The sequence below is a fragment of the Moraxella nasicaprae genome, from assembly GCF_025643275.1.
Classification (GTDB): domain Bacteria; phylum Pseudomonadota; class Gammaproteobacteria; order Pseudomonadales; family Moraxellaceae; genus Moraxella; species Moraxella nasicaprae.
Window position 1 is genome coordinate 908,536 of the sequence record NZ_CP089977.1, and the last position, 26,229, is coordinate 934,764.

Annotated in this window: 15 protein-coding genes and 1 tRNA gene; 5 read left to right on the forward strand and 11 right to left on the reverse strand. The window is 43.8% G+C overall.

Annotated elements, in window-relative coordinates; all coding sequences use genetic code 11:
* Window positions 1-93: 93 nt before the first annotated feature.
* The 4 genes from LU297_RS04320 to LU297_RS04335 all read right to left on the reverse strand — a co-directional run bounded on the left by LU297_RS04320 (window position 94) and on the right by LU297_RS04335 (window position 6,267).
* Window positions 94-4,380, reverse strand: coding sequence for an Eco57I restriction-modification methylase domain-containing protein (locus LU297_RS04320; RefSeq protein WP_263077188.1), 4,287 nt, complete (start codon window positions 4,378-4,380; stop codon window positions 94-96).
* Window positions 4,381-4,385: 5 nt separating this feature from the next.
* Window positions 4,386-5,300: a restriction endonuclease gene (locus tag LU297_RS04325; protein ID WP_263077189.1), complete on the reverse strand. Its 915-nt coding sequence runs from the start codon at window positions 5,298-5,300 to the stop codon at window positions 4,386-4,388.
* 432 nt (window positions 5,301-5,732) lie between these two features.
* A tRNA-Ser gene (locus LU297_RS04330) sits at window positions 5,733-5,823 on the reverse strand.
* Window positions 5,824-5,865: 42 nt separating this feature from the next.
* Window positions 5,866-6,267: a YbaN family protein gene (locus tag LU297_RS04335; protein ID WP_263077190.1), complete on the reverse strand. Its 402-nt coding sequence runs from the start codon at window positions 6,265-6,267 to the stop codon at window positions 5,866-5,868.
* A 264-nt stretch (window positions 6,268-6,531) separates the two neighbouring features.
* On the opposite strand from LU297_RS04335, the gene LU297_RS04340 reads away from it, so the two are divergent.
* Together LU297_RS04340 and asd are read left to right on the forward strand one after the other, a co-directional pair.
* Window positions 6,532-7,092, forward strand: coding sequence for a biliverdin-producing heme oxygenase (locus LU297_RS04340; protein WP_263077191.1), 561 nt, complete (start codon window positions 6,532-6,534; stop codon window positions 7,090-7,092).
* A gap of 112 nt (window positions 7,093-7,204) precedes the next feature.
* Entirely contained in the window at window positions 7,205-8,035 is an 831-nt protein-coding gene (gene asd, locus LU297_RS04345) for an archaetidylserine decarboxylase (protein ID WP_263077192.1), read from the forward strand.
* A 257-nt stretch (window positions 8,036-8,292) separates the two neighbouring features.
* Here asd and gltS read toward each other — a convergent pair whose 3' ends face one another.
* The 4 genes from gltS to LU297_RS04365 all read right to left on the reverse strand — a co-directional run bounded on the left by gltS (window position 8,293) and on the right by LU297_RS04365 (window position 17,377).
* A complete protein-coding gene (gene gltS / locus LU297_RS04350; RefSeq protein ID WP_263077193.1) occupies window positions 8,293-9,522 on the reverse strand; it encodes a sodium/glutamate symporter in 1,230 nt (409 codons plus the stop codon).
* Between the two features lie 232 nt (window positions 9,523-9,754).
* The gene (gene purL / locus LU297_RS04355; RefSeq protein ID WP_263077194.1) at window positions 9,755-13,699 is read right to left on the reverse strand and encodes a phosphoribosylformylglycinamidine synthase; all 3,945 of its coding nucleotides are present in this window, start codon (window positions 13,697-13,699) and stop codon (window positions 9,755-9,757) included.
* A 174-nt stretch (window positions 13,700-13,873) separates the two neighbouring features.
* Window positions 13,874-14,455, reverse strand: a complete 582-nt coding sequence (locus tag LU297_RS04360) for a DUF2799 domain-containing protein (RefSeq protein ID WP_263077195.1) — start codon at window positions 14,453-14,455, stop codon at window positions 13,874-13,876.
* A 57-nt stretch (window positions 14,456-14,512) separates the two neighbouring features.
* Window positions 14,513-17,377, reverse strand: coding sequence for a hybrid sensor histidine kinase/response regulator (locus LU297_RS04365; RefSeq protein WP_263077196.1), 2,865 nt, complete (start codon window positions 17,375-17,377; stop codon window positions 14,513-14,515).
* A gap of 241 nt (window positions 17,378-17,618) precedes the next feature.
* Between LU297_RS04365 and cysM the strand changes: the two genes are divergently transcribed.
* Window positions 17,619-18,530: a cysteine synthase CysM gene (gene cysM / locus LU297_RS04370; protein WP_263077197.1), complete on the forward strand. Its 912-nt coding sequence runs from the start codon at window positions 17,619-17,621 to the stop codon at window positions 18,528-18,530.
* A gap of 30 nt (window positions 18,531-18,560) precedes the next feature.
* Window positions 18,561-19,337: a 3'-5' exonuclease gene (locus LU297_RS04375; protein WP_263077198.1), complete on the forward strand. Its 777-nt coding sequence runs from the start codon at window positions 18,561-18,563 to the stop codon at window positions 19,335-19,337.
* 61 nt (window positions 19,338-19,398) lie between these two features.
* Here the strand turns inward: LU297_RS04375 and LU297_RS04380 are convergent, their stop codons facing one another.
* A complete protein-coding gene (locus LU297_RS04380; protein ID WP_263077199.1) occupies window positions 19,399-20,724 on the reverse strand; it encodes a metabolite/H+ symporter in 1,326 nt (441 codons plus the stop codon).
* Window positions 20,725-20,912: 188 nt separating this feature from the next.
* Window positions 20,913-22,292, reverse strand: coding sequence for an FAD-binding oxidoreductase (locus LU297_RS04385; protein WP_263077200.1), 1,380 nt, complete (start codon window positions 22,290-22,292; stop codon window positions 20,913-20,915).
* Window positions 22,293-22,639: 347 nt separating this feature from the next.
* Between LU297_RS04385 and rlmD the strand changes: the two genes are divergently transcribed.
* Entirely contained in the window at window positions 22,640-24,127 is a 1,488-nt protein-coding gene (rlmD, locus tag LU297_RS04390) for a 23S rRNA (uracil(1939)-C(5))-methyltransferase RlmD (protein WP_263077324.1), read from the forward strand.
* Window positions 24,128-24,195: 68 nt separating this feature from the next.
* On the opposite strand, the gene LU297_RS04395 is transcribed toward rlmD, so the two are convergent.
* Window positions 24,196-26,010: a DEAD/DEAH box helicase gene (locus LU297_RS04395; protein ID WP_263077201.1), complete on the reverse strand. Its 1,815-nt coding sequence runs from the start codon at window positions 26,008-26,010 to the stop codon at window positions 24,196-24,198.
* Between the last annotated feature and the right edge of the window lie 219 nt (window positions 26,011-26,229).

Here is a 26,229-nt window from a genome sequence, read left to right on the forward strand (position 1 = left end):
AAATGCACCGCACTGGGTTTTTTACAGCAAAATCACATAGTACCACAAACAAAAAAGCCCCTGCCATAACACAGGGACTTTGTTTTTAGGCACTTACGCCATTTCTTTCACTTTACTCTCAATAAACGCAATTTCATCATCGCTTAACCCATATTTGGCATAAAGCTGTTTATCAATCTCAGCAATGGATTGGGACCAATCAATATCAGAATTTTCGGTAAAGTCTTGTAGGGGGACTTTTGACCATTTTTCTTTTGTGTTGTCTTGGGTAATTTTTAAAACACCCAACATAGTTCGTGCAAATTTGCTTTTTACATATTTTAGGCAATTTTCGGCTTCCAAAAGCGTATTAAAACAACCAATAGAAATAAAGGTTTCGGTATACCCGATTAGGGGTTCCCCGATTAGGGGTTCCCCGATTAGGGGTGTGCTTAGAACTTCACCAATTGCCCCAGAACCGTTGGCTTTGGGTAAAATGACCTTAAAAGACCCCAAGTTCTCAGGCTCGCTTAAATAGGCTTTTTTGAACCATTTAAAGCATCTCTCATTTTCAAAACGCCCTAAAATCTGAATGTATTCTTCGCCATCATCAGGTTTTTCATCTGTAAATAAATGTGGTAATTTCACAAACGCATTGGAAGCAATTCGTCTATCTGAAATTTGTTCCATATCTTTTGGATAGTCTCTATAAATTTTATCTGAATAACGATATTGTCCACGATTGGTAACAATTTCATCTAATGTATTTTTCGTTAATTTGCCAACTTTTTGAGAAATGGTATTCAATTCATTGAATGTTGTAAATGTACCAATCGCCCCAAACTCCTGATGTATATCACGACATAAAATCGCAATACCACCTTTAATATCAGTATTGGCAAAAACATTTTCGGATTTTTGTTCAAAATAAACCACTTTGATATGCTTATCATTAAGCATTTTTTCATTCCAATTTTTATCGGTACTTCCTGCATTAAATAAAAATCGTGCTGGCGAAATCAAACAATATTTATCAGAATTTTTTTCAGCCAAATCATAAAAATAATGATAAATTGGGGTATCTTTTGTGCTTTCGCCCTTTGCATTTTCCTGATAAGGTGGATTACCCACTACAACATCAAATTTCATTGCTTTTCCAAAAATTTCTGTTAATTTTTCATTAAAATCTAATTCGCCTTTGGCATAAGGCGTGGTATCCAAATGCACAATATGGCTATGGTCAAACTCACCAGCCTTATCCAATCCCAAAATAAAGTTTTTGGCGATATTATAAATAATCTCACTTGGAGCAAAACCATAGACTTGATTGGCAAAAATGTGTTTGAGCCTTGCTTTATCATCAGGAATATGATTTTTTAAACCTTGATACAAGCGTTTGACAATCTCGGTAATATACAACCCTGATTTCATATACAAATCGGCAAATGTGATATCAGGATTTTTAAAAATATCAGGATTTTCGCTTTCAAATTTGTCCATCATCATTTTTACCACCCATTTTGGCGTAAAAATCTGATTGGTTTTTTGTGGCGGAATATAATCAAAAATGTCTTCGCTTTGATTTTCATCAAAATAGTTGGCTAATGCTTGGCGTTTATTCAAAAACTCTTGCACAGAAGTATCAAACACCTGCTCATCAAAAAGTTGATGTTTGTCTCGCAAAATGCGAAATTCATCAATCGTAATGTCTGTAACTTCTTTAAACACACGATCTGAAATATGCATATCAAAATTTGCCAATCTGGTATGTTCATTACCATATGCCATCAAAAAAGACGGAATGGTACGACTAAACCCACGCAAACGCCCACGCATATCATCTTCCACCTTATCTTGCTTATTTTGCTCGGCTTTTTGTAGAATGCTTTCGGTGCTGTTTTGGGTAAATTCAGCGACTTTTATATTGACCGTTTCGCTGATTTTATTTTGCAAATCTTGGGTTATTGATTGTGTTTTGATTTCATATTCATTTTGGATTTGCTGTTTTTGATCGTCGGTTTTGGCATTTTTTAATTCATTTTCAAATTGAATTTTGGCAACATTTTGTTCAATTCTGCTGTACTCTTGAAGTTTTTGCACTTCATTGACAAGCATTTTACTTTGTTCTTTAACCACTTTTTCGGCAAATTTTTCACTTACGCCTATTTCTTTTGCCAAATCTTTAAAGGCACTTTGCGTATTTTGTGTTAAGACATCGGTTAATTGAGTTGCCAAATTTTGATTATCTAAATTTGCTGTATGAATAATATCGTGCGTGGCGGTTTTAATATCACCATACACTTTTTCGCCAAAACGAGCATTATTGGTATTTACCACGATTTCATTATCAACCAACGCCTTGCCATTTTCATCTAATTGAACACCCTGCGTATCAATCGGTGTATTAGTTTTATTGGGCGTCATTTTACCTGCTTCAACAGGATTGATTTGTTCCAAAATTTGACGAATTTCTTCATTGTTTGCCCCAAAAATCCGCCCCACATTTTGAAATAACAAATTACTCAAAAAGCCTTTTCTAACCACCTCATTGGCTTTAATTATCTTTGGAATGGTCAAAACCTGATTGACATCAAGCTCTATCATTTTGCCATCTGCATCTTCGGCAATGACTGGAAAAAAGTTTAATAATTCACGGATATTCTCTTCACGATTTTGATTAGTACCGCTACCGCCCCTTGTATTTTTGGATAAATTATTAGCAAATTCATCATAAATAATGAGCGTGCGTTCTGGTGCAAAATCAAAGACATAGGCATTTTTCTTTTGATAAACTTGCCCATTTTGTTCATATTGCCACGCATTTTGAACTCTAAATGCCGTTTGCATATACAAAGCAGGCGATTTGACATTAGACAACATCAAAACGGCTGTCCACTCTGGAATGGTTACACCTGTGGTTAATTGCCCAACCGATAAAGTAATGGTTTTGTCATTTTCTTTAATTGCTTTTTTGACACGGTTTAGGGCTGTACTGCTGATGACATCGGTTTCATCGCCACGACCATCGCCTGCCGCCAGCACAATCTTATAATGCTCAAAAACAGGGTGATTTTTTAATAATTTGGCTAGGGCTTTGGCACTGTCCACACGATTTAATAACCAAAATGTGTGTTTTAATTCATCTCGCAACGCTTTGGTAGAAAAAGGATATTTTTCATTTTGACTTAATGTATTAAGCCATTTTTCCACTTCTTTTTTGTGGATAAAATACCCTTTATCATCGGTGGCAAAAAACTCATTTAAATCAAAAGCAAAATCCCTATTTTCGCCATCAATATCCGCCCCTTGACCGACTTTATCGCTTATCATTTGGCTCATTTGATAGCTAAATAGATTTAAAGTAGGTAAAGCTGCATAGGGATTATGTGCCTCGCCGCACCATTGTGATTTGGCTTTTTGCTCATCGGCATAAGTCCAATTATAAATCTCATCTTGGGCAAACTGTCCACTTGCCAATGCCTTAAAGGGCGTACCTGACAAATGTAAGGTAAAATCACGATTGATTTGCTCAAATGCCAAATCGGTTTTAAAGGTATCCACCCCTTCGTGAGCTTCATCAATCACGAGTAAGTCCCATTGTAATGATTTAACCCATTCTAATTTATCAAATTTTCCGCCAAAACAAATTGCCCCTTTTAAATCTTGCAGCGAAATAAAAGCAATCATCTGTTTTTTGCCATTGGGTTTGCTTGTTTGGTCAAGAAATTCATCACGAGTTAAAACAGGGCGTTCTTTTAGGGTATCCGCTGTTGAAACAAACGCAAAATCGCTTTGCCACGCAATGAATTTTTCAAAATCATCAAACCAAGAATGGGCAATGGCTGGGCGATTGGTAACAATCAAAACGGTTTTGGCATTTAACTTTCTGATTAAATCATAAGTCGTTAAAGTTTTACCAAATCTGGGTTTGGCATTCCACAAAAATTCACCATTTGGATTATTTTGAAAATATGCCAAAGTTTGATTAACGGCTTCCGATTGTTCCTGCCGTAATTGATATTCTAATTGTTCGTTTTCTTGATTAAAGTTTTGGGCAACAAAATCATTAAAATCCACCAAACTTTGCTTGGGTGTGCCATTATAAAAAAACCATTCGGTATTGGGTTTATTTTTTATCTTTTTATATTTTTTTAGATAAGAATGCAATTGGTGGTCGCTAAAAATACGATTATCAGCAAATCGTGCCACGCTATGCCACAATAAATCATAATCCAAATCTACCGTGCCCACCTGCTCTTTGATGCGTGTATTAACATCTTGACGCTCGGTATAGCCGATTTTTATCCAACCTTCTTTGCTTTTAACATCAGGCAAAGCATAAGCATAAATTTGTGGAAAAATCAGTTTACTGGTATTAATTTGGGTTTTATCAACATTCATAACCATCACTCCATAAAATTAACCAATTTTCCCGTTTGCCAATCTTTGATTTTGACAAGTCGTCCTTGATGAACCATAATCTCTTGTGGTTTTGCTGTATCAAATAAGTCATCTTGAGGATAAGAAACGAGTTGTCTTTTTTGTGATAAGGGAATGGTGCAAGTCAATCCATCCATTTGAAAAATGTTATAACTGATGATTTGGGCGACTTGCAGCAATTCATCGATGGACGGCTTGCTCTGCCATTTGTCCATATAAAAATCATAATAGGTTAATAACAAGTTTTCCCTTGCCAATAATAAAGAGTCGCCATTCCATTCAAATCCATAGCTTGCTTGATAGGCTTTTTTAGCCCAATATTGCCATTGTTTTGGATTGTCAATTTCTTGATTGATGCGCCTTAATTTCCTATCCAAAAATCCTGCTCGCTCATTCAATTCAATCAATTCGCCTGTTGCCATTTCATAGCGATTGGCAAGATAAGGGGCTTCACCACAAGTGATTTCAAGCCAAGTTCTCCCAATATAGGTTTTTAAATCATCATCTTTAAAATTTTTGTCCAAAGCATCGTTTTGTTTTTTGACAATCCAACTGGGGGTAAAAACTTCTGCCTTAGATTTGGTGCGTTCTTTTTGTTGTGCCTTGGATTTTAAAGCTCTGGGAATGATTAAATTCCCCTGATTGCCTGTAATCAAATCAGGGGTGATGGGGCAAGTTGCGCCATACTTTTTACCAAGCCCAATATAATTGTCATTTGCCCAAATAATATTCTTTTTCTTTTTGCTATAATAAGAAGAGGTTCGGTCTTTTAATAAAACTTCCAAGATTTCTGGAGAGTATTGATACAAATCATTCTCCGACAAATTGGCAATATCAAAATCAATTGTCATCTTTTGGGGCGTAACTTGTTTATCAATCATTGCAAGCCCCCAAATTTAGACAACAAAAAACCTACTTCCAAGCGGAAGCAGGTTGTTAGATGATGAATGATTAGGCTGTTAAAAGATTGATTTTTAACAAAAAAGTTATGTGGTTTTAGCTGAACGGCTGAACGGCTGAACGGCTGAACGGCTGAACGGCTGAACGGCTGAACGGCTGAACGGCTGAACGGCTGAACGGCTGAACGGCTGAACGGCTGAACGGCTGAACGGCTGAACGGCTGAACGGCTGAACGGCTGAACGGCTGAACGGCTGAACGGCTGAACGGCTGAACATTATCGTTTGTCTATCAAAAATAGCAAGCATATTTTAAGAAAAATCCAACAAAATACGCCCTATACTACAATATTTTTGCACAGAATTAAAGTGGTAAAAAAATCCCCCAAACAACTTGCTTGGGGGATTATCGTATATGGCGGTGAAGAAGGGATTTGAACCCTTGATACGCTATTAACGTATACACACTTTCCAGGCGTGCGCTTTCGACCACTCAGCCACTTCACCAGTGGGCGTTATTATATCGCTAAGCCAGCAAAATTGCAAGACTCACGCATCAGGCAAGCGTGCCATCCAAATCGATACCGCAAGACAAATCGCCCCAACCAAGCCTGCCACCCATAGTTTACCATCAGGCAGGCTAAACAACAGCACCACCACAGACACGCTCATCATGCCCCACGCCATGTATTTGGCAAATCTTGGCATCGCACGGCGTTCTTGCCAATCCATAATCATCTTGCCAAAAATCTTATGTCGCAATAAATAAGCATAAAATCGACGAGAGCTTTTTGCCCAGCAGTAAGCTGCTAATAAAATAAACACCGTCGTTGGTAAACCTGGCACAACCACACCCAGCAAACCTAGACCAAAAAACATCACACCCAAGCCAAAAAACACACCCCGCATGAGGGCGTTTTGGTGCAAAGGATTATTGGGCGATTGTTTCATGACACTAAGCATTCTTGGATTTGCCTGTTGGTAAAAAATGAAGAGTTATTGTAGCCAAATTCATGGCACACCAACAGTAGAAAATTTCAAATAGTCCGATTAACAAAATATGATAACAGTCTGACTCCAAAAAGTAAAATAAAAATGATTATTATTTGCGGGAAAATACTTTACTTTTTAGATGATGTTTGATAAATTACAACGGTATTTTGGCTAAATAATAAGCATACTTTTTTTCAAAATCATCGTCAAGGAAATACAAAAATGACCACCATCACCGAAGCACTCAAAGAACACTCTCGCACCACTCACGACAGCGTGGACAATTTGGTCATGTCGATGCAGCCCTTTGCCAGTCATGACAATTATCGCAAATTTTTACAAGCCCAATATGAATTTCATTCGGCAGTATTGCCAATTTATACCAAAGAGTTTTTGACTTCACACATTGACGGTCTGATTAACCTATCTCGTCTTGACCGAGTCAAATCAGACATGAAAGACCTAGAAGTTGCTCCATTCCAAACAGGCATCGAAGTGCCAAATTATACCGATGATGAGGCGATTGGCTGGCTGTACTGCGTTGAAGGCTCGAATGTTGGGGCAGCCATTTTATACAAAGAGGCAGGCAAAATCGACTTGACCGATGAATTTGGTGCATCACATTTGGCGGCTCACGAAGATGGTCGTATGCCGCATTGGCGTGCTGTGAAAGCCAAGATTGACGCACTACCGCTCAGTGATGATGCCAAAGCCGCTGCCATGAAAGGGGCTGATGATGCCTTTGCTTATTTTAAAGCACTGATTCGAAAAATCTATGGCTAACACACCAACCCAAAGTAACAATACTTTGGGTTTTTTATGATGTTTATTTGGGGCAAATAAGGTGTATTTATGCTAAAATAGGCAAAATTCTTCTCAATCATTGATGGTAACAATGAATAAATTTGCCCTACTTCAAACCCTAGTGCCACAGCAAACCCTCAGCGAATTGGCAGGTATGCTTGCCAAAAGCGAGGTTTCTTATGTCAAAAAACCACTCATCAAAACTTTTGCCAAAGCCTATGGCATCAAACTTGATGAATACGACAGAGGCTCGTTGGACGACTACACCAGTTTTAACGATTTTTTTACTCGTGAGCTCAAAGACAACGCTCGCCCCATTGACCCAACCCCAAATGGCATCATCTGCCCTGCTGATGGCACGGTTTCTCAGCTTGGCAACATTCACGCCCAAGCCATCTTACAAGCCAAAGGTAAGGACTACGAGGTCGGTCAGTTATTGGCAGATTTTGATGATGGTCAGTATTTTGCTGATGGCAGCTTTGCCACCATCTATCTTGCTCCCAGCAACTATCATCGGGTGCATATGCCATTTGACGGCAAACTCATCGCCACTCGCTATGTGCCTGGCACGCTATTTTCAGTGAACAACACCACTGCACAGCATGTGCCTGACCTATTTGCTCGCAATGAACGATTGGTCTGTGTATTTCAGACCGCTTTTGGTAAGGCGTGCGTGGTGCTGGTTGGTGCGATGATTGTCGCTGGCATCGAATGCGTTGCCACAGGTCCAATCAAACGCACGCCATACATTCAGTATCGCACTCACGATTTGACCCTTGCCAAAGGCGATGAACTTGGTCGATTCTATCTAGGCTCAACCGCCATCATCGTTCTGCCAAAACAAGCAGGCACGGCTTGGCAAGATGACATTGCACACGGCTCAGTTGTGATGATGGGACAAAAAATCGGGCAGTTAAGCTAAACTTGATGGCGTAATATCGCCAACAAAATCTGCTGTCTGATTGCTCAGACTTACCACAACCACAGATTGTCATTACAAAAAATTCGTCAAAGCACGATGAAAAAGCCCAATGGTGTAATTCTTTGACCATGAACGGTTTTTATCATGTATGATTTTAGATGGTATCTTGTGTAAGCACCAAATTGACAATCCATTTAAATGTAAGTCCGCCCAAATAAAAAACACGCCCTTTAAGAGCGTGTTTTTTATCATGAGGCTTATAGCATTTTGGTAAAAACCCCCAAAATGGCGGTATTGATGATGTCCACAAAGAACGCACCCACCATTGGCACAACCAAAAACGCTTTATGCGATGGCAAATAACGATCGGTGATTGCCTGCATGTTGGCGATGGCGGTTGGTGTTGCACCCAAACCAAAACCACAATGACCCGCCGACAAAACGGCTGCATCATAGTCCCGACCCATCACATAATAGGTCACAAAATATGCAAACAAAAGCATCACCAGCGTTTGCACCAGCAAAATCACCAATACAGGTACTGCCAAAGAAGTTAGCTCCCATAGTTTTAGATTCAGCAATGCGATGGCAAGAAATAGGCTCAAAGACGCATTACCAAAGACATCAATGGAGCGGTCAAACATATCAAACTTGAAAATCAAGGTCAATGCATTACGCAAAATCGCACCACCTGCCAACGCCCATACGAAAGTCGGTAGTTCAAATGCCGTGCCTTTTGCCACGCCTGTCATCACATCAGCGAAAACCAAACAGGCTGCAAACAACGCCAAAGTCTCGATGGCAGAAGTAGCGGTAATCAGACGCACTTTGTCTGATTTCTCAAAGACTTCTTCGCCAGCATTGCCTGTTTCTTTTAGGGTTGATGAATCAGTTACTTGATGAACGCTTGGCTGCATGTTTAGTTTTTTGGTGATGATGCGTTTTGCCACAGGGCCACCGATTAGACCGCCTGCCACCAGACCATAAGTTGCCGCTGCAATACCCAAAGTGGTTGCACCAACCAAACCAAAGTCATTTTCAAGTGTTGCACCCCAAGCACCTGCCGTGCCATGACCACCCGTCAAAGGAATTGAGCCTAGCACCAGACCCATCAACGGCTCTAAGCCAAAAGCACTTGCCAATGCGACACCCACACCATTTTGTAGGACAATGAATAACGATACGATGATGGTAAAAATCACCAGTGTCAGACCGCCTGCTTTTAGACGGCTAAAATCAGCCGACAAACCGATGGACGCATAGAACATCAGCATACAGGCTGTTTGTAGGTCCTTAAAAAAGACAAAACTATAACCAAAAAACGCATTCAACGCATAAATCACCGCAGCCGCCACAAGACCGCCAGCCACAGGCTCTGGAATGCTAAAATCTTCTAAAAATTTGATTTTTTTAACCAAAAATTTGCCAAGCAGCAACACTAAGGTTGCTAAAATCAGCGTGTAATAGCCATTTAAAGCGATTTCCATCAATGACTCCTATTATTGTGAATTGACAAAATAATCTAATAAAACTTTGTCAATATTTTGTAAAAAATCATCAAACAGGTAGTATAATCCTATTTGATGATTGATAAAATAAAACGATAAGTCGATTTATTATACTAATATTTCATTGATAAAGCAAAAGTTTTCTAAAATGTTACTGAACAAAAAAATAAGGTGGTCATCGACCACCTTATGACATGACACAGGTTAGGCATTAACGCAAGAATGCACGAGCGTTGCGGAACAGACGCATCCACGCACCATCATTCGCCCATTCATCAGGCTTCCATGAATGATTGACCGCTCTAAGCGTACGCTCTGGGTGCGGCATCATTAAAGTTACACGACCATCATTACTACAAATACCTGTGATGCCTTGTGGCGAGCCATTTGGGTTTAGCGGATAATGTTCGGTTGGATTGCCTTGACTATCAACATAACGCAAGGCAATTTGACCGCTATTTTCAAGCTCAAACTTGGCTTTTTCGGTCAAGTTGGCATAGCCCTCGCCATGAGCAATCGCCACAGGCAAGATGCTATCTTGCATGCCTTTAAGCAGTACCGACTTGGTGCGTTCAACACGGACATTGACCGTGCGAGCCTCAAAACGAGCTGACTTGTTGGCAATAAAGCGTGGGAAATGCTCCGCCCCAATCATCAGCTCTTTAAGCTGACTCATCATCTGACAGCCATTACACACGCCCAACGCAAAAGTCTCTGGGCGATGGAAAAATCTGGCAAACTGCATACGAAGTTCCTCGTGGAACAATATCGAATTTGCCCAGCCAGAACCTGCACCCAGCACATCGCCATAGCTAAAACCGCCACACGCCACCAAGCCTTCAAAGTCTCGCAGATTGATGCGACCACTCATCAAGTCGCTCATGTGGACATCAATCGCCTCAAAGCCTGCTCGTACAAAACCTGCCGCCATTTCCAAATGACCATTAACACCCTGCTCACGCAAGATGGCAACTTTTGGCAGGCTGGTGCGACTGTTTACATAAGGGGCTTCTACCGCCAAATCTAGGTCATAATTTGCCTGTGCAATCAAACCATGATGATTGACATCATCAATCAAAGCAAATTCTTGGTCAGCACAGGCTGGATTATCACGCAAACTTGCGATGGCGTGGCTGACTTTTGTCCATTCTTTTTGTAATTGGCTACGAGCAAAAGACAAAGATTGGCTTGGTGTGGTGATGCTTAACACATCAAGCCCTGCCCCGCCTGCTGGCGTTTGCTTAACCTGACCGACAAGGCTTAGCATATCATCAACCTGATGACTTTGTGCCAATGCCACAAATTCATCCACCGACTCTGGCAACACCTGAACAACCGCACCCAATTCTTCGGCAAACAGCTGACCCAAAAGATGGTCATCACTTAGGCTCAACGCAATAGCAACACGACTGGTAAACTGCATCTCAGCAACAGCAGCAATCAAGCCACCATCACCAATGTCATGATAGGCTTGAATCAATCCTTTTTGGGCAGCCGCTTGGATAAATGCAAAGAAATTTGCCAAATCTTTGGGGCTATCCAAATCAGCACTATCATCGCCAAGCTGGCTTAATGTCTGGGCAAAAATCGAACCGCCTAGACGCAGCTTGCCTTTGGATAAATCCAAACGATACAATGCTGAATCTTGATTGGCAAGCTCAGGCGTGATGGTCTTAGCGACATCTTGCACAGGGGCGAAAGCTGTGATAATCAGGCTCATTGGCGAGGTTACTGATTTGTCCTCTTCGCCATCTTTCCAGCCTGCTTTCATTGACAAGCTATCTTTACCCACAGGAATGGTGATGCCCAACGCAGGGCACAGCTCTTCGCCCACTGCATACACCGCATCGAACAAGGCGGCATCTTCTTTGTCATCGCCACACGCTGCCATCCAGTTGGCAGATAATGTGATGTCGCTGATTTTTGCAATATTTGCTGATGCGATGTTAGTTACCGCCTCGCCCACCGCTAGGCGTGCCGATGCCGCAGGATTAATGAGTGCCACAGGGCTACGCTCGCCCATCGCCATCGCCTCGCCTGTGTTCGCCAAAAGACCGCTTGATGTGACCGCAGCGTCTGCCACAGGCACTTGATAGCGACCGACATATTGGTCTTGGGTTACCATGCCTGTGATGGAGCGGTCGCCAATGCTGATGAGAAACGATTTGCTGGCGACCGTTGGGTGTCTTAACACATCTTTGATGCTTTGTGCCAAATCGACACCTGATACATCTAGCGGGCTTAGCTTGGCATCTGTACGCTCAAAACTTCTTTTCATGCGTGGTGTGCCGCCAAGTAGCACCTGCATTGGTATATCCACAGGTTGTTCTGGCAACAGGCTATCATCAACTTTAAGTTCACGAACTTGGGTGGCAACGCCCAATACTGCGTATGGGCAGCGTTCTCTGGCACAGATTTGGCTGAACACTTCTTCGCTTTCTGGTGCAATAGCAAGCACATAGCGTTCTTGGGCTTCGTTCGACCAAATCGCCATCGGACTCATGCCAGCTTCTAGTGATGGCACTTTACGCAGATTTAAGTGAGCTCCAAGCTCATGGTCATCAACCAGCTCTGGCATTGCATTGGACAGACCGCCTGCACCGACATCATGAATGGAGATGATTGGGTTTTTATCATCGCCATCTTTTGCCATCGCCCAGCACGCATCAATGACCTCTTGGCAGCGGCGTTCCATCTCAGCATTGTCTCGTTGTACGGACGCAAAATCCAGCCCTTCATCAAGCTCGCCACTATCTACCGAGCTTGCCGCTCCGCCACCCAAACCGATTTGCATCGCAGGACCTCCCAATACGATGAGCAAATCGCCCTCTTTGATGGCGTTTTTTTGTACCAAGTTGCGTTTGATGTTACCATAACCCCCTGCAATCATGATGGGCTTATGATAGCCACGCATCTGGCTACCGTCCTGTGCGTCAGAAGTGTCTAACTGAAAACTGCGAAAATAGCCATTAAGATTTGGGCGACCAAACTCATTGGCAAATGCAGCCCCACCCAAAGGACCCTCAATCATAATGTCCAAAGCACTTGCCATGCGTTCTGGCTTGCCATAATCTGCACTTGATACCTTGCCTGATTGCTCCCATTTTTCGGGCATATTAGGCAGGTGTAAATGAGACACGCTAAATCCTGTCAGACCTGCTTTTGGCTTACCGCCACGACCTGTCGCTCCTTCATCACGAATCTCGCCACCAGCCCCTGTTGCTGCTCCTGCAAACGGTGCGATGGCGGTTGGGTGGTTGTGCGTTTCTACTTTCATCAAAATATCGATTTGCTCTTGATGAAAATCGTATTGCGACTCGCCTGCCTCATTTTTGGTGGGATAAAAACGCTGTGCTTCAAAACCTGCCATCACCGCCGCATTATCTTTATAGGCAGACAAGATGCCATCAGAATGTTTTTCGTGCGTGTTCTTAATCATCTTAAACAATGATTTTGGTTGCACCTGTCCATCAATCGTCCACTCGGCATTAAAAATCTTATGGCGGCAATGCTCTGAGTTAGCCTGAGCAAACATCATCAGCTCGACATCGGTTGGATTACGACCTAATTTGATGAAGTTTTCAACCAAATACTCGATGTCTTCTTCGGATAATGCAAAACCATGCTCACTGTTCGCCTCAACCAACGCCACCTTGCCACGACCAATGATGTCCACCGTGCTTAGATGGGCAGGCTCGCCATCAATGAATAAGGCTGCCACCTCATCAAGCTGATAACTAAGCGTCTGCGTCATGCGGTCGTGCAGAATATTCTCAGCAAGTTTTGGCAATCTGGCAGGCAGTTCATCGCCTGTCAGCGTGTACACCACCACACGCTCCACACGCTCAATATTCACACCGCAATTTTTAAAAATATCGGTCGCCTTTGATGACCATGGGCTAATCGTGCCAAAACGAGGGGAGACCACCACCTGAATTTGACCTGCTTGGGCGGTTTTTGGGGCAACTTCTTCGCCATGATTGAGTAGATTGATGGCTTTTTTACGGTCAGCATCGGACAATGCCGAATTAAAAATATAGACCTGCTGGCTGTCAATCGCCGTAATGGCAAGATTTGCCTTATCGTTGAGTTGTTTGGTCAATTTTTGTGCTTGAAAGTCGGTCAAAAAACCCAGACCAGCAATAGTACTCATCATGTTTGCCACCTTTATTGAGCTTTGTCCATGTGCGATAACACTTGGCGATGATTTGTGAAAGAAATGGTTGAATATTATAACAGAATTTTAACAAAGTTTTGGGCAAAATCATCAACCAATCCTGTAATTTTGCCCAAGAAAAAACCGCCAACGACTCATGCTGACGGTCTTTGATTAGTAAGAAGCATACGGAGAGTGATGACGCAGATAGTCCAATTTGGATTGATATTCCGTCACTTCCTTGTCCAAGTCGCTCACCACGCTTGGCAATGCCAGCATTCTTAATCTGGCTTCTTTGACACTTTGAAATTTGAGCATGTCGCCACCACGAAGTTTGTTGTACTCTTCCACCAGTTTTTTGCGTTCTCTTAGTTTGCTGTCGATGTCAGATTCTAGCTGATGAATCGCTTGACCATAACGATTGGCTTTGTCCAATATCTCTTGCGATTCAGCAGGGCAAGCCATGCCGACCGAGATGCCTTTTAGCCCTCGCTGATAAGCATTGCCGATGGTGCAGTAGCTTTGTAAGCCTTGCTGGCGACCCGCCTCCCAAGCCTGCTTGTCTGGCACGATACCAGCTTTGGCACAGGATTTGGCATGGTCTGCAAGATGATGCCACATTTTGCCTGTTTTGCCATCGCTTAATCCCACTTGATACCAGTCCGCCACTTGGCATTCTGCTTTTGTCATCGTGCCACAAGCCGACAGCGTCATCGCTGTACAAATAGCCCCAATTCCCATAAACAATGCTTTCATGATACGCTCATTATCAAGTAAAAATTAACATAACTATAAAACAAAACCCACATCTCGTCAAGTATTAAACTGCGATAAATCCACCGTCTGTAATGCGTCCAAAGCATCAATCAAGGCACGATAAGCAGGACGCAACGCCACAAAAGCAGCAGCGTCTGTTTTTTGGACATCGGCTCGGCATTTTTGTTCAAATGATTCGCTCATCAGGCGTAATCTTGGCACGCCTGCATAGCGAGACGCTCCCACCATGCGGTGCGACAATTCTGACAATTTAGCACGGTCTCTATCCGCCCACGCCCTTTCAAATGCTCGCTTATCCTCCTCAATGGCATCAATGAGCATGGTCAAAATCTTCAAGGCAAGCTCAGGTTTATTTGCTGACCTATCCAACGCATCTTGCCAATCCACATCTGCCAAAGTCGTGCCATCGACCGCCAGCAGTGCAGGAGTGGGCAACGCTTCTGTCTGCTCATGTCGATGTAGCCAGCGTTGTAACAACTGAACCAGTTGCACCTGACCGATGGGCTTACTGGCATAATCATCAAGCCCTGATGCCACCAAGCGGTCTTTTTCGTCTGACAATCCATGTGCGGTCAAAGCAATGATGGGTACAGGCTGAGCCAGATGAGCCTGCTCAATCTTACGAATCTCAATGCTTGCCTCCAAGCCAGACATTCTAGGCATTTGCACATCCATGAACACCAAATCAATGGGCAGTCCTGTGCCAGAGATGCTCTGATTCATTTTTTCAATCGCCTCAAAGCCACTTTCTGCGGTCAATACATCAACACCCATTTCGCCCAGCAAAGCCTCTAATACCAGCAGATTGGGCAGATGGTCGTCCACCGCCAGCACACGGCAACCATCAAACCTAGCCTGACGAGAAGATTGAGCGTGCAATGCCAAATTATCCTGATTGTTTAGCATCGCACAAAGCTGTCTTCTGTCAATCGGTTCGTATAATCCCACCGCCTGATAGCGACCCAATAATGTCGTATCCATGCCCACTTGATAGCCATAGCTTGCCAATTTGCCATGATAACGCTGGCGAATCTGGCGTAAAATCGCCCCAATGTCATCTTTGGCAGCATCTTGCCCAAAATAATCGACAATCACCCAATCATACTGCGTTTCTTTATTATCAAGCTGTTCTAATAAATCTGCCAAGCCAATCGTCACTACCATATTAGCAGGCGTACCTGAAAGGCTTGCTTTTAAAACTTGCAATGCTGGGTCGTGGTTAATCCATACCAAGATATTCATCGGATTGTTCAGACAGACAATCATTGGCATTTCTTCCACTATGTCCACCCCTGATGGTATCTCAAACCAAAAAGTTGACCCAGACTTGGCAATGTTTTCGCTGTTATTATCAAAAAACCCAATCGAGCCGCCCATCAAATGAGCCAGCTGTTTTGAGATGACCAGACCCAGACCCGTGCCACCATAGCGGCGAGTAACCGACAAATCGCCTTGACTAAAACTTTGGAATAAATTGACTTTATCGCTCTCGCTGATGCCTTTGCCCGTATCTTCAACTTCAATACGCAAAAAATTCGCCCTATCCGCCAGACTGACTCGCACCGTCACGCTGCCAGATTCGGTAAATTTGATGGCATTGCCCACCAAATTGGTCAAAATTTGCTTAAACCGCAAACTATCGCCCATCACCAAAATCGGTACATCATGATAAAACAGCACCGACAAGCGTAATTTTTTTTCTAAGGCGGCAGGCGATAGCATATCCACCACATCATAGACGGCAGCATATAGGTCAAAATCATGCTCATCTAAGGCAAGTTTGCCTGCTTCCATTTTTGAAAAATCCAGCACATCATTGACCAGTGCTAACAGATGAGCAGAAGATTTTTTGATGGTTTGCACATACAAATCTTGCTCGCTGGTCAGTCCTGATTTGCGAGCCAAAAGATTGATGAAGCCATCGATACTGTTGAGCGGTGTACGCAATTCGTGGCTGATGTTTGCCAAAAATGCTGATTTAGCCTGACTGGCACTGATGGCAGCATCACGAGCATTACGGATAGAAATATTTTGCATTTCCATCTCGTCAAAGGCTTGCTGTAAGTCTCTTTCGGTCTCTTGGGCGTGGTTTTTTAGGTCAGTAAAGCTGGCATCAAGTCGCTGAATCGCCCTAGCAAAATCGTGCTTTAATAGGGCAAATTCGCCATCAGTCTGCAAGTCTGGAATGTATGACAGATTATTGGCATTAAGCCTTTGCAAATACAGTCGCATTTCATAAATCGGTGCAATCCAGCGTTTTGAATAAATATTTAAAATCAGCAGCAGTAGCAACACCGTACTCAACCCTGTGATGGATAACGCCAGCCCCACACGATAATAAGCAATCTGCAATGGGGCATTATCCATATCCACCATCAGCCAATAGCGGTTTTTGTCCGAATAAATGGCGGTTCCATAGGCTGTACCCACATCAGTCGGCAGGCGGTTGATTTGGTTGGCATTAACATCAAAAGTTGCCCATGCTTCATCGGTCTGAACCCCTGTGGTGAACAGTATTTTGCCCTGCTCATCCATCACCGCCAGACGCAGCACATGCTGACTGGGCGAACGCTGAAATTGAGCAAACCAGCTATCCACTGCTTCACGGTCATCAATCGGAGCGATGCTGGCTGAAATCGGCTCACTGCCCAATCGCCCAATCTGAGCATCAATCTGATTTTGGCTTTGTTTTTGTTCAATCTCTTTAATCATCGGTCTGATGATGGTTTCATAGCGAGCCAATGCTGCCTTTGCCAGCACATCTTGCTCTGACCAAAACGCCCTGCGAGTCTCGCCAAGCACAATCGCTGCCCCCACGCCTGCCAAAATCACGATGGGCAAAAATACCAATAAAATCAGTTGTCCGTATGCACTTTTGATGCCAAAATTTTTCTTTATCATGCTGTCTAATATTACCCATCACAATCACCAAAATAGTGTAGCATGATTTTATGATTTTGGTAAAAAATCTTAGGCAATCTGCGACACTTATCCACCAAAGATGATTGATGGCGATTTAGCACAGCACATCGCCAAAATTGTGCTATAATCTGCCCATATTTGACGGATTGCAGCACAAGCCACGCTCTGATTGCTTTAATCATGCTGCATCTTTTTTTATATAAAACATCAAGAGATTATCATGCCTGCCAATTTTATCCAACAAACCACCACCTTGTCCGACTGCGTTGGGCAAACCCCCTTAGTCAAGCTAAACCGTTTGGGTCAGGATACATCAGCAACCCTGCTTGCCAAACTTGAAGGCAATAACCCAGCAGGCTCAGTCAAAGACCGACCTGCCTTTAATATGATTTTTCAGGCTGAACAGCGAGGTCAAATCAAGGCAGGCGACACACTCATTGAGGCAACCTCTGGCAACACAGGCATTGCTTTGGCGATGGTGGCTGCCATGCGTGGTTATAAGATGACCTTGCTGATGCCAAAAAACTCTACCCAAGAACGCAAAGATGCGATGGCAGCCTATGGGGCGACTTTGATTGAAGTGGAAGAGGGTATGGAGGCAGCTCGTGACATGGCACTACAAATGCAGGCTGACGGGCTTGGCGTGGTGCTTGACCAGTTCAATAATGACGACAACAAAAACGCCCACTACCTGACCACAGGCCCTGAAATCTGGGAACAAACCGCAGGCAAAATCACTCACTTTGTCAGCTCAATGGGAACGACAGGCACCATCATGGGTGTCAGCAAATTTTTAAAAGAAAAAAACCCCAACATTCAAGTCATTGGCTTGCAACCAGACGACCATTCAAGCATTGCTGGTATTCGCCGTTGGCCCAAGGCATATTTGCCAGGTATTTTTGATGCCTCTTTGGTCGATACCGTGATGGACATCAGCCAAAAAAATGCTGAAATCTATATGCGAAAACTTGCCAAAGAAGAAGGGATTTTTTGTGGCGTATCGTCAGGCGGTGCAGCATGGGCAGCCCATCAAATCGCCAAGCAAAATCCTGATGCCGTCATCGCTTTCATCGTTTGTGACCGAGGCGACCGCTATTTATCAACAGGATTATTTGGCATCACAGATGAATAATGCTGACTGACATTTGACAAGGAAAGAATGATGTTTCAGACACCCGTGATGGTCTTTGATATTGAAACCATACCAGACATCGACACAGGCAAAAGGCTATATCCTAGCATCAAGAACCTTGATGATGATGACGCCTTGACCGCCCTGATTGCCATGCGTCAAGCCGAAGCTGGCAATGATTTTATGCGTCTGCCACTACACAAAATCGCTTGCTTGTCTTTTTTATGGTTTGGCGATGGACAGTTTCATCTAAAAACCCTATCCATCGACACGATGAGCGAGTCAGAAATTTTGAGTACTTTTTTAAGGGCATTTGCCAAAAAGCCCACGCTCATCTCGTGGAATGGGGCTGGTTTTGACTTGCCCGTCCTGCTATATCGCATGACACATCATGGACTGGACGCATCTGCTTTGGTTAATGCAGGGTTTCAACGACAAGACTATCTGTATCGATACAGCGATAAACACATCGACTTGATGGAAAAATACTCGTTTGGTGCATGGAATAATAAACAAAAACTAGATACCGTTGCCAGTCTGTGCGGTTTTGCTGGCAAACAAGACATTGACGGCTCACAAGTTGTGCCTATGGTACAGGCAGGCGAATGGCAAAAACTTGCCACTTATTGTGAGTCTGATGTGCTAAACACTTGGCTTTTGTACTTACGCTGGCTACTACTTTATGGCAAACTTGACCAGCAAGCGGTGGAATTTTTGAACGCACAAACTCATGAATTTGTCCAAAGCCAACAAAATGATGATGGCACGATACGCCATCAAGGATTTTTGGACGCTTGGCAAAGATGACCTGACCAATAAAAAAACCGCTCGATATAAGCGGTTTTTTTAAGCTGTATTCCAGCTAGGCTTAGGCATTGGTCAAATCCAAATCTTTGGTCTCTTTTGAATACCAAAACGCAACGAAGCTCAGCACGGCATTGGCAGCCAAATACAATCCCACGCCCATCATGCCAAAATTTTCGTTAATTTTCATGGCAACAATGGTCGCAATCGATGCCCCTGTGATTGCCGCCAAATTATAGGCAAGGCTTGAACCAGTATAACGCACTTGGGTAGGAAAAATCTCTGGTAAGATTGCCGCCACAGGACCAAAAGTGATGCCCATCAAGGTAAATCCAATGACCAAGAACGCCAGCACCGAGCTTGGTGTACCGCCATCTAAGAATGCAGGCAACAACAACCCAAAAATACCAATGGCAACCGTCACGATTAACTGCAAACGGCGGCGACCAATTTTATCACTGATTTTTCCAGACAAACTGACAAAAATGGCGAACACCACCGCACCAATCAACAAAAACCCTGTGTATGTATTGGCGGGAATACCCAGCCCCATCTGATGACCTGCATCTGAAAAAGTGGCGGGTGCTTTTGAATACACTTGGGCAAAGGCGGTCATGATATAAAACAAAACATACAAAGCGGTAATCATCAAAGTCCCTTGCAAAATCTGCAACCAATGATGCTTAAAGACATCAATCGTTGGTGTGCCTTGCGTTTTGCCAGCCTCTTCTGCCACTTCAAACACCCGACTTTCTTTGAGCGTCAATCGCATATACAAGCCAACCGCCACCAATAAAATCGAAGCAATGAACGGAATACGCCAGCCCCATTCAACCAACGCCTCATGACCAATGGCAAGACTGATGATGAAAAACACCGCATTTGCCATAAACAAACCAATGGGAGCCCCCAGCTGAGGAAAAGTGCCAAACCATGCTCGTTTTTCTGGGGGTGCATTCTCAACCGCCACCAATGCCGCTCCGCCCCATTCGCCGCCCAAGCCAATGCCTTGACCGACACGAAATACACACAACAAAATCGGTGCCCAAATGCCAATATCTGCATAAGTTGGCAATAGTCCAATGGCAACGGTGGATAATCCCATCAACAATAGCGAGGCAACCAAAGTTTTTTTACGACCAATCTTGTCGCCAAAATAACCAAAAAGCAATGAGCCAAATGGTCGAGCAATGAACGCCAATGCCAATGTGGATAACGACAACAAAGTCGCCACCGCAGGGTCAGATTTATCAAAAAACTGGGTGCTAAACACCAATACAGCCGCAGCGGCATAGATATAATAATCATAAAATTCAATCGCTGTACCCACCATTGATGAGATGGCGACTTTGTAGGGGTTATTGTTTAACGGCTGTGTTGAAGCTGTCATGATACATATTCCTTAGGCTGATTATCCAAATATCCCCTATATTACTAAAAGTTTTATAATTTTGTAAATATAAAATTTTTGGTTTGCTAATAACCATCGGTTATCATCATGATGATATTTTTGGGCATGGCAAATGATGCTTAGCATGAATAAAAAAACCAAGCCTCATTCAGCTTGGTTTTTTACCATCATTCAAACCAGATTTTATCAGGATTCATAATGTTATTTGGGTCAATGGCAGACTTGATGGCTTTCATCACGGCGATTGCCTCATCACCATGTTCTAATGCCATATAAGCTCTTTTGCCCTGTCCGACACCGTGTTCGCCTGTACAAGTACCGTCCATTGCAATGGCTCGCTTGGCAAGCCTTGACAAAATGTCTTTGGTTTTTTGAATGTCGTCAGGATTGTTTTTGTCAAGTAACAGCAATACATGAAAATTGCCATCGCCCACATGCCCAACCACAGGGGCTGTCATTCCCTGTTCTTTGATGTCGGCAACTGTCTGCCCAACGCATTCAGCAAGGCGTGAAATGGGTACGCACGCATCAGTAGATAAGCTCTCAAAATCAGGTTTTAGGGCTTTGGCAGCATAGTAGGCATTGTGGCGGGCTGTCCACAGTTTTTTGCGTTCGCTTTCATCTTGGCTGTATGTAAAACCAAAACCGCCAAACTCTTCAATAATCCCTGCAAAAATCTGGGCTTGTTCTGCAACCCCATTGGCAGTACCGTGAAACTCCACAAATAAAGTAGGCGTTTCTTGCAGATTTAATTTTGAATAGGCATTGCACGCCTTAATCTGTGTACCATCAAGCAATTCAAGTCTTGCGACAGGTAAACCATACTGAATGGTCAGCATGACCGCCTGACACGCCCCATCAATATCATTAAAATGACACAGACCACTGCCCACACAGTCAGGCTGCCCAAATAATTTGACTGTAATTTCGGTAATGATGCCCAGCGTACCCTCCGAGCCAATCATCAATCTTGTTAAATCATAGCCTGCTGAGGATTTTTTGGCACGAGTGCCTGTTTTGATAATATCGCCATTTGGCAACACCACTTCAAGACACAAAACCACATCTTTCATTGTCCCATATTTAACCGCATTTGTGCCAGAGGCACGAGTGGCACACATACCACCAATACTGGCGTTTGCACCAGGGTCTATGGGGAAAAATAATCCTGTGTGGCGTAAGGCTTCATTCAGCTGTTCACGAGTAACCCCAGCTTCTACGGTGGCGGTCAAATCCTCAGCATCAATACGAACAATATTCGTCATTTGCGACATATCAATACACAATCCACCGTGAGGGGCATTTAATTGCCCCTCCAATGATGAACCTGTCCCAAAGGCAATGACGGGCATTTTGTGGGCGTTACAAATTTTGACCGCCTCACTGATTTGCTGTTTGTTTGTGACGGTCAATACCGCATCGGGAGCCTCAGTTTCAATCCAGCTCATCGTGTGAGCGTGTTGCTGGCGAACAGTTGGATTGGTGCTTAGGGCTTTGCCAAAGGTTTGACTAAGCTTGGCGATGGCCTCTGAAAATCGTTCGTTCATTTTTATCCCTTAATAGTAACAAACAAAAAACTGGCTAAGACTGGGTCAGTCCAACCGCATCAATCCATCGCTGATTTGGCAATTGATTGACGGTAAATAGACGCAATCATCAAAACCATTTACCAATAATAATCCGAAATCAACATCATGGTCAATAGCAATCAACACTCCTGCCATCTGATTGATTTATATCTAAAATGCTTGATTGGCAATTTGTCAATTTTTCACAAAAGCCATCGACTTTTTTTCAAAAAAACTTAGATAGATGGTCTATTTTTACCGAATAGCTTGGCAAAGCATGCTATAATGGGCAGTTTTTATTTACCCACCTTTTTTGGCAGGCAAACATCACAATGACAACTCTCATCAACGCCCCCTCAAAAAAATCTGGCAAACTGACCGCCAGAACCCGTAAACGCTTGCAGGACGCACCGCCTGTCAATTTTAACATCACAGGTCTTGCCCACGATGGGCGAGGTGTTAGTAGTTACGGCATTGGCGAACACGACCACCCAGCCGATAAACTGGGCAAGAAAGTTTTTGTCAGCTTTGCTTTGCCTGGCGAAACCGTCACCGCCAAACTTCGCAATAGCAAAAAAACCTTCGAAGAAGCGGACGCTCTATCCGTCATTGGCGACCCAAACCCAGAACGCCAAACACCGCCTTGCCCACATTTTGGGGTGTGTGGCGGTTGTAGCTTGCAACATTGGCACCCTGACGGACAAATCAATTTCAAACAATCCGTCCTAGCAGAACTATTACAGCATCAAGCAGGGGTGCAACCTCAGCAATGGCTACCACCTTTGACCGCCGACCGCTTAGGCTATCGTACCAAGGCTCGCATGGGCGTGCGTTATGTCGCCAAAAAAGATTCGGCATTAGTGGGTTTTCGTGAAAGAGCCAGCAATTTTCTGGCAAATTTGGACGAATGTCATATCTTAGACCTCAGAGTTGGCGAGCAAATCACCGCCCTCAAACAGCTCATCACTACTCTTGACGGACGAGACCACATCGCACAGCTAGAATTGGCGATGGGCGAAAGTCTGGCACACATCGCAGACAGTCAAAAATCTGTGGCAGTGATTGTGCGTCATTTACAGCCACTGAGCGATGGCGACATAGACAAACTACAAACATTTTTTGCTGACAGAAATTGGCAACTGTTCTTGCAGCCCAAAGGCTCAGACACAGTGCATCGCATCGATGACCCACAAGGTCGTGCCAGCAGCCTGACCGTACCGCCCACTGGTGGTTTGTTTTATCGCTTGCCTGACTTTGATATTGATTTTGAATTTTCGCCACTGGATTTTACGCAGGTCAATCTTTCTGTCAATCGCAAAATGACCAAATTAGCGTGCGACCTATTGAATCTTAAAGAGGGCGAGCGAGTGCTGGATTTGTTCTGCGGATTGGGTAATTTTAGCCTACCTCTGGCTCGTTGCGTGGGCAAGACTGGCTTTGTGGTCGGTGTTGAAGGCTCGGTGGAAATGACCGAGCGTGCCAAAATGAATGCTGCCGCCAATGGACTTACCCATACCGAATTTTATGCCCAAGACTTGACCCAAGATTTCTCCCATCAGCCTTGGGCAACAGGCGAGAACAGCTTTGACGCTCTACTCATTGACCCACCTCGCTCTGGTGCTGCCGAAGTGATGGCTTATCTGGGTAAATTCAATGCCAAACGCATCGTCTATGTTTCGTGCAATCCTGCCACACTGGCAAGAGACACCGCTTTGCTCATCGAGCAAGGCTATCGTCTGACACACGCAGGGGTCATGGATATGTTTTGTCATACAGGGCATGTTGAAAGCATTGCCCGATTTGAAAAAATCTAACAAAAATCCCCAGCCACATGGTTGGGGATTTTTTATTTTGATGCACTTACTCTCAGGGTAAGCACGCCTTAGTCGTTGCCAAATTTTTTGGCTCGTTTTGCTGCTCTTTTGGCAAAAAAGACCTCTTCGATTGGCTTAATGCGTTCTTTGGAGCGTTTTGGTGCTTGGGTGTTTTTGCGTGCTGACTGACCAACGGCATCACGATTTGTTTTGTCAAAACGAGCCTTATCGCCAAATTTACCAGACTTAGGCTGGGCAAAGGTTTGCTTTTTGGTCAATGCCGCCTCGACATCGAATGCCTGACTTTCATAGTCATCACGATATGATTTTTTGGCAAAATCCTTATTGGTTTGACACTCTTTTTTGGCATCTTGATTTAAATTGTGTGCCGAGCGTCTGGCAGTATCATCAAAATATCTGGCACTTCTTGTATCAACACCATCATGCATAGCTTCTTGATTTCGTTGCCATTTTTTTGGCTGTCTGTCCGCTCTTGACCTGCCAAATCGCTCAGCTCTTTCATGATGAGCCAAGTGGTCAAAACCTGATTTGTCATGAGATTTTGCAGCATATTTCTCAGAATCTGACTCATCAAAACGGCGAGGCTTTCTTGCTTGACGACCAAAGCCAGACTGACCCTCCGTGCGTGCGAATTTGTCAAACTCACGCTGGCGACGAGTCTTGCCTTTACGGCGGTCTTTGTCCACTTTTGGTTGATATTTTGGTTCAAGCCCTTCAATGACTGCTTCTGGCATTTGTCGTTTTAGATAACGACCGATGTGCGACAGTTGTCGTCTGTCTTCAATACTGCACAAATTGATGGCAGTACCCGTACGACCCGCTCTACCACAGCGACCAATGCGATGCACATAATCCTCCACTTGGCGTGGCAAATCATAGTTAATCACATGACTGATGGCAGAAATATCAATGCCTCGTGCCGCCACATCAGTGGCAATCAAAATATCACACTTGCCAGACTTCATGTCAGCAACGATACGATTTCGCTTGCCTTGTGGCAAATCACCGTGCAGATAGCGTGCCTTGTAACCTGCCTCTACCAGCTCGCCTGCCAATCTTTCGGTACTCATCTTAGTGGCAGTAAAGATGACCGCTTGCTTCATATCAGGATTGGTCAAAACCTGCATCAAAATCTTGTTTTTGTGGTGAAAATCATCACAAAAATACACGCTCTCCTCAATGTGAGCAGACTCGATTTTGATGGAAACTTTCTGGGGACTTTTGGTGAAAGTTTGGGCAATCTGACCAACCTGACCGTCCCAAGTGGCAGACGACATCACGGTCTGGCGGCTCTGTGGCGTACTGTCCAAAATCTCGTTAATGTCATCAGCAAAGCCCATGTCCAGCATGCGGTCAGCTTCGTCCAAAATCAGCACTTTTAATTCGGATAAATCCACACGACCTTCACGCATATGGTCAATCAAGCGACCAGGCGTGGCAATCACGACCTGCACGCCTTTTTTTAGGGCACGAATCTGTCCACTGTATGGCGAACCACCCACCAAAGCAATGCTATAAAGTCCACGCAAATTACCGCCATAGCGACGCACGCTGTCTTGCACCTGCTGAGCAAGCTCTCTGGTTGGGGTCAAAATCAGTGTATGGATTTTTTTATCAAACTTTTGGGCACGGCTTAACTTATCCAAGACTGGCAACACAAATGCCGCTGTCTTACCCGAACCTGTCTGAGCGGATAATAATAAGTCAGAACCTGCCAATGCGTGTGGAATCGCCCCTGCCTGAATGGGCGTTGGGTTTTCATAGCCAGCTTTGCTTAGAGCTTTTAAGATGGGTTTGTTCAGCTGTAAATCAGCAAAGGTGATGGGATTGTCTTGCTCTTGGAGAGTTTGGGTGTCTGTCATGATTGCTCTACTTGTGGATTTGCATTGATGATGAACAAAATAACACCCGCAGCGTCAAAAAACGCTTGGCGTATTCGCATTTTGTCAAGGCAAGAATAAACTGTCGCTGTCAAAGCACATGAAAATATCAATGGCTACAAAATCATCGCGACAAACAAAAATAGGGCAAATCCCAAAAAGAACAGTAAGTGCTAAGCATTAAAATTGCTGGGCGTAAAC

Bases quoted from the DNA above. Each gene is read 5' to 3' on its own strand.
- LU297_RS04335 (WP_263077190.1), bottom strand. From the start codon at position 6,267: ATGAAACAATCGCCCAATAATCCTTTGCACCAAAACGCCCTCATGCGG.
- LU297_RS04320 (WP_263077188.1), bottom strand. From the start codon at position 4,380: ATGAATGTTGATAAAACCCAAATTAATACCAGTAAACTGATTTTTCCA.
- LU297_RS04340 (WP_263077191.1), top strand. From the start codon at position 6,532: ATGACCACCATCACCGAAGCACTCAAAGAACACTCTCGCACCACTCAC.
- asd (WP_263077192.1), top strand. From the start codon at position 7,205: ATGAATAAATTTGCCCTACTTCAAACCCTAGTGCCACAGCAAACCCTC.
- LU297_RS04380 (WP_263077199.1), bottom strand. From the start codon at position 20,724: ATGACAGCTTCAACACAGCCGTTAAACAATAACCCCTACAAAGTCGCC.
- LU297_RS04325 (WP_263077189.1), bottom strand. From the start codon at position 5,300: ATGATTGATAAACAAGTTACGCCCCAAAAGATGACAATTGATTTTGAT.
- LU297_RS04365 (WP_263077196.1), bottom strand. From the start codon at position 17,377: ATGATAAAGAAAAATTTTGGCATCAAAAGTGCATACGGACAACTGATT.
- LU297_RS04375 (WP_263077198.1), top strand. From the start codon at position 18,561: ATGTTTCAGACACCCGTGATGGTCTTTGATATTGAAACCATACCAGAC.
- LU297_RS04385 (WP_263077200.1), bottom strand. From the start codon at position 22,292: ATGAACGAACGATTTTCAGAGGCCATCGCCAAGCTTAGTCAAACCTTT.
- purL (WP_263077194.1), bottom strand. From the start codon at position 13,699: ATGATGAGTACTATTGCTGGTCTGGGTTTTTTGACCGACTTTCAAGCA.
- cysM (WP_263077197.1), top strand. From the start codon at position 17,619: ATGCCTGCCAATTTTATCCAACAAACCACCACCTTGTCCGACTGCGTT.
- LU297_RS04360 (WP_263077195.1), bottom strand. From the start codon at position 14,455: ATGAAAGCATTGTTTATGGGAATTGGGGCTATTTGTACAGCGATGACG.
- LU297_RS04395 (WP_263077201.1), bottom strand. From the start codon at position 26,010: ATGACAGACACCCAAACTCTCCAAGAGCAAGACAATCCCATCACCTTT.
- gltS (WP_263077193.1), bottom strand. From the start codon at position 9,522: ATGGAAATCGCTTTAAATGGCTATTACACGCTGATTTTAGCAACCTTA.